General features: G+C 70.6%; 3 protein-coding genes and 2 pseudogenes. All 5 read right to left on the reverse strand.

Features of this window, described 5'->3' with window-relative positions; all coding sequences use genetic code 11:
- Positions 1-57 precede the first annotated feature (57 nt).
- Positions 58-2,034: a potassium transporter Kup gene (locus tag MJ797_RS07710; RefSeq protein ID WP_374581681.1), complete on the reverse strand. Its 1,977-nt coding sequence runs from the start codon at positions 2,032-2,034 to the stop codon at positions 58-60.
- A 336-nt stretch (positions 2,035-2,370) separates the two neighbouring features.
- Positions 2,371-2,592 (reverse strand): annotated as a pseudogene (locus MJ797_RS07715) (DUF6596 domain-containing protein); the annotation flags it as partial.
- Positions 2,593-2,758: 166 nt separating this feature from the next.
- Entirely contained in the window at positions 2,759-4,939 is a 2,181-nt protein-coding gene (locus MJ797_RS07720; RefSeq protein ID WP_239333186.1) for a DEAD/DEAH box helicase, read from the reverse strand.
- Positions 4,939-6,279 (reverse strand): BREX system ATP-binding protein BrxD, encoded by a 1,341-nt coding sequence (gene brxD, locus MJ797_RS07725; RefSeq protein WP_239333188.1) that lies wholly within the window; start codon positions 6,277-6,279, stop codon positions 4,939-4,941. The genes MJ797_RS07720 and brxD overlap by 1 nt, the downstream gene beginning before the upstream one ends.
- Positions 6,276-6,684: pseudogene (locus MJ797_RS07730) on the reverse strand (BREX-2 system phosphatase PglZ); the annotation flags it as partial. The pseudogene MJ797_RS07730 and the gene brxD, both read right to left, overlap by 4 nt.

Consider the following 6,684-nt stretch of genomic DNA (forward strand, 5'->3'; position numbering starts at 1 on the left):
CGGTCGCGGTGGGGACAGCGGCGATCGCCACCCATCGCTGTGGCGCTCGTTGTTTCGTCAGACCTCGATATGCGAGCCCATGATGACGGTGCGGTCGCGCGGGAGGCCGAAGTGTTCGGCGGCGTCGGCGGTGATGTAGGAGGTGGCGATGAACAGCCGTTTCCGCCAGCGCGCCATGGTCGGCGCGTCCCCGATACGAAGATCGATCTTGGACAGGAAGTAGGACGCCCGGTCCAGGTCCAGCTGCCGTCCCTCGACGGTGGCCAGGTCGGGCGTTCTCAGCGCGCCGAGCACGTTCGGCGTCTCCATGTAGCCGAACCGCGCGGTGATATGGCTGACGCCATCATCGGCGTAGCCGAGGTCGTCCACGGCGATCCGCTCGTTCGCCGGCACGCGAGGCACTGGCAGGGTCTCGACCGACAGGATCAGGACGAGGTCGTGCCGAACGTGGTTGTGCTCGACGTTGGCCCGCAACGCCAGCGGCGCGGTCTGCTTGCCGCGGTTGAGGAACACGGCTGTGCCCGGCACCCGGGCGGTGGACGACCCGTTCGCGAGTAGCTGGTCGACGAACTCGCGGAGCGATCCCTCGCGTCGTTGCCGCTGCGCGGTGACGATCTGTCGGCCTCGCTGCCAGGTCGTCATGACCGTGAACGCCGTCAGCGCGATGAGCAGCGGCAGCCAGGCGCCGTGGACGAGCTTGGTCAGGTTCGCCGCGACGAACAGGAGGTCGACCGACAGCAGCACGCTCGCGCCCAGACCGAGCAGCCACCGCGGGGTGTGCCACGTACGCCAGGCGACGTAGAAGAACATCAGGGTGGTAATGGTGATCGTCCCGGTCACCGCCATGCCGAACGCGAACGCCAGGGCCGCCGAGCTGCGGAACGCAAAGACGAGCGTGAGCACCGAGACCATCAGCAGCCAGTTGATCCACGGGACGTAGATCTGGCCGATGGTGGACTCCGAGGTGTGGGCGACCCGCAGCCGGGGCAGGTAGCCGAGCCCGGCGGCCTGGGACGCCACCGAGTACGCCCCTGTGATCACCGCCTGGGAGGCGATCACCGTCGCCGCGGTGGCCAGCAGGACAAGGGGCAGCCGTGCCCAGCCAGGGGCGAGCAGGAAGAACGGGCTGCTGATTCGGTCCGAGTTGTCGAGGATCAGCGCACCCTGGCCGAGGTAGCTGAGCACGCACGCGGGGAACACCAGCAGCAGCCAGGCGCGGGTGATGGACCGGCGGCCGAAGTGTCCCATGTCGGCGTACAGCGCCTCGGCGCCGGTGACCGCGAGCACGACCGCCGCCAGCGCGAAGAACGCGGTGCCGAAGTGGTGGACCAGGAAGCCCGCGGCGTAGGCCGGCGACAACGCCTTGAGGATGGCCGGATGCCCGGCGATGCCGGCCACCCCGAGCGCGCCGATGGTCACAAACCACACGATCATCACGGGTCCGAACACGCGGCCGACCGCGGCGGTGCCCAGCCGCTGCGCGAGGAACAGCACCACGATAATCACTGCGGTGATCGGTACGACCAGCTCACCCAGCGACGGTTCCACGATCTTGAGGCCCTCGACCGCGGACAGCACCGAAATCGCGGGAGTGATCATGCTGTCACCGAAGAACAACGCCGCGCCGAAGATCCCCAGCCCTGCCAGCACGGCGGCGGTCCGCCGGCCCCGCTGCGTGCCCAACCGCCGCAGCAGGGTGATCAGCGCCATGATGCCGCCCTCGCCGTCATTGTCGGCACGCATCGCCAGCAGTACATAGGTGACCGTCACGATGATCACTACCGACCAGAACACCAGCGACACCACCCCGAACACGTTGTCCGTGCTCACCGGGACGGGATGGGGGTCGCTCGGGTTGAACACCGTCTGCAGGGTGTAGATCGGGCTGGTCCCGATGTCGCCGAACACCACGCCGAGCGCACCGACAACCAGCGCAAGCCGCACCGCATCGCCCCCGTGGGGACCGTCGGCCACCGACGACCGTGCTGATCCGGTGTCCGACGTCGCGAGCTGCTGCCGATCGGGCACGGTCATCCTCCCTGGGCGCCGGCGGCTGCGCACGAGATGCCCGGCTCCCCGCGGACAGTACCGTTGTCGCGGTCAGTCCCCACTCGCCGCCGGTGTCGCTCACGGGTGCCGTCGTCCTCAAACCGGCTTGACAAAGAGGGGTGCGGCAGTTGCGCAACCGCCCACCGCGCACCACAAAGCGCCCGTCCCCCGAACAGGAAGACGGGCGCTTTGACTACTGCGAGAGGATGTCAGCCGACGCAGGCTGGTTGATCGGGTGAGATGATGATGAGCCGCGCGGAGGACCGGAGTCCGTGCGGGCGTTGAGCCGGGCGGCTTGGCGGGTCAGGTGGTCGCGCTCAGCGAGGTTGGCGCGTCGGCGTGGAGTGCCGCGATGGCGGCCTGGGCCTGGAACTCGCCCAGCCGGTCGCGGGCGAGGGCCGTCTGCAGGATCGTGACGCCCTCGGCGATCGACGTGGTGTCCCATCGGCTGCGGTCCTGCTCAGCGAGTGGTACCAGGCTGCCATCGGGCGCGGTCCGGGTGTCGCGCCGGGCGTGGTGGAGCAGCATGAGGGCGATCAGTCCGGTCCCCTTGAGCCGCCGCGAAGTCGTGCATGTGCGGATGAGCCTGGGTGAGCCGGCCCGCGGGTCCACGGCGCGGCGCGAGGGCGAGACAGGACGAGGCCTTCCAAGATCATCATCGGCCAAGCAGACGATCGCTGTTCGTGCCTGGGGTCGAGGAGGGCGCGTGCTACGAATCACGCCGGCTGGCGTACCACCGGACCGGTTCGGCGAGAACCGCCTTCGCGCTGGGCAGGTCGGCCAAGCGGGTGGAGAGGGTGGCTTCGGCCAGGCGTGGGGGAAGGGCCGCGTTGAACTTCAGGCCAGCCAGGGCCTGCTCGTCCACGTGGGGCAGACAGAGCCGCTTTTCCAGATCCGCGGTGGCGGCCTTCCACATAGCTGGGATCAGGTCAGAACGTAGCCGGATGAATGCTTCGTCGAGGTTCTGGCGGGGGTCGGTGAGGTCGCCGAGGGAAGCGGCGAGGGTGCGGTTGGCGAGATGGCCGGCCCAGGTCCACCAGCGGACGTCGGTCTCCGCTTCGCGCACGATCATGGTGCCGGCGGGGTGGACGAGGTCGGTGTGCTTCTCGCGGATCTCGGTCAGGCGGGCGGTGGCGCGTTTGGTCATGGCGACCTGGGGGCCGGCTCCGAGGAGGACTTCGCGCATCGCTCTGACCATGGTGAAGGACAGCGGGGGGAGGGTGCTGGTCCACCGGGCGCGGCCCCCGCTGCCGGCGGGTTCGACGAAGCAGCGGCGGCGTTTCCAGTCGGTGTGGGTGACATGCCAGCTGCGGCCGGCGAGCAGGAGCAGCCGCGGGCCTTCGACCGGGTCGCACAGAAGCATCGGGTCGGTGCGGCCGATCTCGGTGCGGCCGGACAGGACGGTGAACTCGGGTGCCGCGGTGAAGACCGCGGTCAGTTCGGAGAAGTGCCGGTGGCCGAAGCGGCGTTCGGCTTCTGGGCCGACGGACAGCATGCCGCCGTCGGAGTCGAGGAATCCCATGCGGACGAGGTGAGCGACGATCGGTCCGGCGGACCGGTCGAAGGGCGCGAGGCCGTTCCATTCGTCGGCCCAGAGCCGGTCACCGACCTTGTTCTCCTGTAGGCAGTAGGCGAGCAGTTGCTGGGCGACGATGTGCCGTGGCTCGGGTGGGGCGACGACCGGTTCGACCCAGCCTCGTCCCCACAGCAGCAGCAGGCCGGCGGCCTGGACAAGCGCGTCCTCGGTCAGGGTCAGGAACAGGCAGTTGCGGACGGTTCCTGGCCGGCGCCCGGTCCGGCCGAGGCGTTGGAGAAACGACGCGACCGAGCCGGGGGCGTTCAACTGGATCACGCGGTCGAGGTCGCCGACGTCGATGCCCAGTTCCAGCGTGCTGGTCGCGACGATCACGCAGTCGCGGGCCTGGGTGAACGCCTCTTCGGAGCGACGCCGCTCGTCGACCGACAGGGACGCGTGCGAGAGGAACGTGGTCACGCCGCGGGCGCGCAGTTCGCCGCCGAGCTGTTCGACGAGCTTCTTCGAGTCGCAGAAGACGAGCCGTTTCTCGCTCTGGTGCAGCGTGGCGAGTACCTTCGCCGCGTTCGGCACCGAGCCGACGTAGTCAAGCTCGATCTCGCCCGGCGGCGGACCGGCCACCGACGCGGTCGCGATCGGCATATCGGGCGCGACCACAAGCGCGGGCCGGCGACCGACACCGGAGCCCTGGAGCCAGCGGAGCAGGTCGGCCGGGTTACCGACGGTCGCGGACAGGCCCACGACCTGCAGCTCGGGCCGGACCGCGCCCGAGCCGGCCGCTTCGGCGATGATGATCCGTCGCAACCGTTCCAGCACGGCCAGCAGGTGCCAGCCCCGGTCGTCACCCGCGAAGACGTGCACCTCGTCGACGATCACTGTCCGCACGCCGGCGAAGAAGCCGCGATGGTCGGTGCGGACGCTGACCAGCATCGCTTCGAGCGACTCGGGGGTGGTGAGCAGGACGTCTGGCCGTTCGCGGCGGATCCGTTCCCGCCTGCTGGTCGTCACGTCCCCATGCCAGACGGCGGCCTGGCGCCCGAGCCAGCCGGTGTACGTCTCCAGCCGGGGAGCCAGGTTGTTCAGCAGCGCCTTGAGCGGACAGACGTAGAGAACGGACGTGCCCTGCCAGTTCTCGAACGCCATCCGCGACAGCGTCGGGAACATCGCCGCCTCGGTCTTCCCCCCAGCCGTCGGCGCCAGCAGCAACGCATCCGACCCGCCGAGCAGCGGCGCCACCGCAGCCTCCTGCAACGGCCGCAACCCGGGCCACCGCAACGAGTTCACGATGTGGTGCAGCACCACCGGATGCAGCAGGTCCGGGGCGTCCGGCGGTGCCGCGCCCGGCCGGTCCGCCATTACAGGTCCAGGTCGATGTCGTCGGCGGACGATGCGGCCCGTCCAGTGAGGTTGCGCTCCAGGTCCGTCATCTCGGCCGTATGGACAGTCAGCGGGTAGTCCCGGCGCGGGTCGAAGTCGGCGTGCTGGTCGACGCGGTCGAGAACGTCGGCGACGAGCTTCTTCAGGAACAGCCGCGGCGCGACGCCGACCTTGCCACCGAGCCGGCCCGCGACCGCGCCGGCCAGCTCGGCGAGATATGCGTCATCGGCCAGCCTTTCGATGCGGGCCGCGGCCTCGGGCGAGGTGCCGCCGACGAACAGCCCCCGGACCCGCCCGCCGAGCTCGACGAGCGACGCCTCGGTGAAGCCGGTGAGCCGGAGCTGCACCGCCCGCGGATTGTCGAACCTCGGGTCGGTCGAGAAGTCGGTCGCCAGCCGCTGCGCGAGCGGCGCGAGCCGGCGCACCCCCTGCGGCCCGTCGTAGAACGCGGGCGTTCCCGTGATCACGAGATGCAGCCCAGGGAACCGGCCGCCGTGCACCTCGTCAAGGAGCTGGCGCAGCGCATTCAGCGCCTTGTCGCGCGCGTCGGACCGGACTCGCTGCAGCGTCTCGACCTCGTCCAGCACGACGAGCAGCCCCTTGTACCCGCTGTCGCGCAGCACGACGAGCAGCCCCTGCAAGAAGCCCAGCGCCCCGAAATGGTCCAAGTCGCCACGGACACCGCCGGCCCGGCGGGCACTGGCGGCGACGTGCGGCTGTCCGCCGAGCCAGGCAAGCAGCGCCGAGGCGGTCGCCTCGTCACCGGCGACGAGCGCGGACCGGTAGCCGCGCAGCGCGGCGGCGAACGCCGGCGCTGTCCGACCGACGTCGAGCATCCGCCGGTCGAACAGCTCGCCCACTGCCTTCTCCAACGCGGCCGGGTCGTCGCCTGCCATAGCGTCGGCGGCGAGGACGTCCTCCTCCAGCGCGTAGAACCAGCCATCGACGACGTTGCGCAGCGCGCTCGGCGGGAACGTCGACGTGGCGAGCCGCTCGGTGAGCCGTCGGTAAACCGTTTCCAGCTTGTGCAGCGGCGTCTCGTTCTCCGAGATCTGCACCTCGGCCGTGGCCAGCCCGGCTCGCTTCGCCCGCTCGGCCAGCCACCGGGTGAAGAACGTCTTCCCCGTCCCGTACTCGCCCCGCACCGCCTTGAACACCGAACCGCCCGACGCGGCCGCGGCCAGGTCCTCGGCCACGGAACGCTCGAACCTGTCCAGCCCCACGGCCAGCAGATCCAGCCCCGTGGCGGGCACCGCGCCACGCCGCAGCGCGTCCAGGACGTCGCGCCGCCGCGCGGCGCTGACGGCGGCGCCGGTCACGCGAACAGCTCGAACTGCTGGCGCAACAGGTCTACGTTGAGCCGCAGTGTGTGCCCGTCGTCGAGCGGCTCCAGCACCGGGTAGTTGTCGACGTTGAAGACGCGTTGCAGGTTGACGGCGAAGCCGGCGGCCCGATGCGCCAGCTCCCCGGCCCGCTCGGCGACGACGCTGGTCGCCAGCGTGCCACCCGCGTCGAGCAGCGCTCGTACCGCCGCCTCGACCTTCTCGACCGGCACCCGCCGCGCCAGGCCGCTGAGCTGGGATCGGAACAGCTCGCCGGCCAGCAGCGCGGCGACGCCCGTCGCCGGCGCGGCCTCGGCGGGCGCTGGCACTGGCGACGCGGCCAGCGCCGCCTCCTCCGGCAGGTCGAACAGTGCGGGACCGGCCTGCGCCTCGGCCGCTCTG

The organism is Protofrankia sp. CiP3 (genome assembly GCF_917627345.1).
Taxonomy (GTDB): domain Bacteria; phylum Actinomycetota; class Actinomycetes; order Frankiales; family Frankiaceae; genus Protofrankia.